We start from the raw sequence: 2,392 nt of genomic DNA, 5'->3' as shown, positions 1-2,392 counted from the left end.
GCTCGGGATCAAGGACCCCGGGCCGGCAGCCGCATGCCGAGACCTCACGCTTCTGCACGTCAGTGACCGACAGAAGGGACACCTCGACCTCGTTGCCCTGGGTGAGGCCCTCCTTGCCGTGGATCTGGACGGCCTGGTCAAGGATCCGGAACGCCGACTCGGCGACGAAGTACTTGCACATGAAGGCTTCCAGCCGGGGCACGGTGCCGGTGTCCAGGTCGGCGAGCGCGGCGTAGGTCATGGCGCGGGCGGCGTAGAACTCGGTGGCCAGGTCGGCGAGTTTGTGCTGGACGGACTGGAGCTCGGCGAGCGGGGCGCCGCCCACGGTGCGGGTGCGGGCGCGCTCCAGGGTCAGGACGATCGCGCGGCGGGCGAGGCCCAGCACGCTCGGGCAGTGCAGCAGGCGGTTGACGTTCACCCGGCCGAGGCCGAGCAGCAGGCCGTCGCCCTCGCGGCCGAGCAGGTTGGCGGCGGGCACGAAGCAGTCGTCGAGGACGATGTCGCTCTCGATGTGCTCGCCGGACATCGGGGTGGCGCCGTCCTCGACCCGGCAGCCGGGGCTGTCGAGGTCGACCACGAAGGCGGAGAAGGTCTTCTCGGTGCCGTCCATGCGGGCGATGACGATGGCGAAGTCGGCGACCGGCCCGGCGCTGGAGAAGACCTTGTGCCCGGTGAGGCGGTAGCCGCCCGGGGCGGGCACGGCGACGGTGCGCATGGCGCGGACGTCGGAGCCGGCGTCGGTCTCGGTGAGGGAGAAGCAGCAGGCGCGTTCGCCGCGCACGACGGGCAGGAAGTAGGTGTCGAGTTGGTGCTGCGTGGCGCCGGCGAGGATGTCGCCGACCCGCAGGGGGCCGCCCATCTCGCCGAGCACGCTGTGTCCGAGCACGCGCCCGCTGGCGGTGATCTCCTCTTTCAGTGCGGCGAGTTGGGTGTAGGTCAGGCCTTGGCCGCCGAGCTCGGGGGGCAGGTGGATGCCGTAGAAGCCGAGTTCGCGGCTGCGTTTCCAGACGGGTTCCAGCAGGGCGCGGGTGATCGGCGTCGCGGGGGTGACGCGGTGGTCGGCCTCGTAGGCGGCGAGTTCGCCGTCGAGGTAGTCGCGCAGGCGGGTGACGAGGTCCTGGAGCAGCGGGTCGCCGGGGTAGTCGGGGTGCAGGGAGAAGAGCATGGGCGGGTCCTCAGTTGACGCGCCGGTCGGTGCCGGCCCAGTAGGTCTCGCGGACGGCCTTGCGGTCGACCTTGCCGTTGCGGTTGTGCGGGAGCGCGGGCACGAAGTCCACCGAGCGGGGCTTCTTGAGGCGGTCGACGCGCTCGGCGCAGAACTCGATCAGCTCGGCCTCGGTCGCCGCGGCGGCGTCGGTGCCGAGGACGACCACGGCCTTGACCGCCTCGCCCCACCGCTCGTCCGGCACGCCCACGACGCACGCCTCGAACACCGCGGGGTGCTCGTAGAGGGCGGCTTCCACCTCGGTGCTGTAGATGTTGAAGCCGCCGGAGATGATCATGTCCTTGATCCGGTCGACGATGAACAGGTAGCCGTCCTCGCGCATCCAGGCCAGGTCGCCGGTGTGGACCCAGCCGTCGCGGAAGGTCTGTGCGGACAGCTCCGGGTCGCTCCAGTACGCGGTGACGCAGTCCTGGCCGCGGACGACGAGTTCGCCGACCTTGCGGGGAGGGAGCTCCTGGCCCTGTGCGTCCACGATGCGGATCTCGCTGTCGTACACGGCCCGGCCGCAGGAGGCGAGCAGTTCGGGGTCGGCGGTGACGGCGTGGGCGATCTCGGCGCTGGTCAGGCCGGCGACGACGCTGGTGGTCTCGGCGGTGCCGTAGCCCTGGCCGATGACCGGCCCGAACGCCTCGACGGCCTGGCGCAGCCGCTGGGGGGAGATCGGAGCGCCGCCCACGCGCAGGTCGGTGAGGCTGGAGAGGTCGTACGCGGCCAGCTTCGGGTGGGCGAGCACCATGCTGAGCATCGCCGGTACCAGGAAGGTCGAGTCGATGCGCTCGCGCTCGACCGTCGCCAGGAAGGCGTCCACGTCCCAGGTGGGCAGCACGTGAACGGTGGTGCCGGCGAAGACGCAGGCGAGCAACGCCATGCCGGAGGCGTGGGTGATCGGGCCGCAGGCCAGGTAGCGGGTGCCGGGGCGGGGCCTGGGTTCGCCCATCAGCTGCTTGCGCATGTTGGCCAGGCGGTTGCCGAAGGTCTGGGTGGCTGCCTTGAGCGCACCCGTCGAACCGGAGCTGAAGTTAAGGACGGCCGGGTCATTCGGGCCGACCTCGACGCAGACCGGGTCGGGGGCGCCCTTGTCCCGCCAGCGCCGGAAGAAGGCGTAGACGCGGTCCCAGGCGGGGAAGTCCGCGGGCACCGCCCTCCAGGCGATGCCGCCCGCGACCA

2 protein-coding genes are annotated in these 2,392 nt (G+C 71.5%); both read right to left on the bottom strand.

Going from position 1 to position 2,392, the window contains the following annotated elements; genetic code table 11:
- The coding region (locus tag AB0J08_RS41480; protein WP_360645348.1) for an acyl-CoA dehydrogenase family protein at nt 1–1,165 on the bottom strand (1,165 nt) is incomplete at its 3' end.
- Nucleotides 1,166–1,175: 10 nt separating this feature from the next.
- Nucleotides 1,176–2,392: AMP-binding protein (locus AB0J08_RS41475; RefSeq protein ID WP_360645345.1), on the bottom strand; the 1,217-nt coding region annotated here is incomplete at its 5' end.

Source organism: Kitasatospora sp. NPDC050463 (assembly GCF_040655255.1).
GTDB lineage: Bacteria > Actinomycetota > Actinomycetes > Streptomycetales > Streptomycetaceae > Kitasatospora.
The sequence above is the reverse complement of the archived record's forward strand: the minus strand, read 5'-3'. Positions and strand labels throughout refer to the sequence as shown.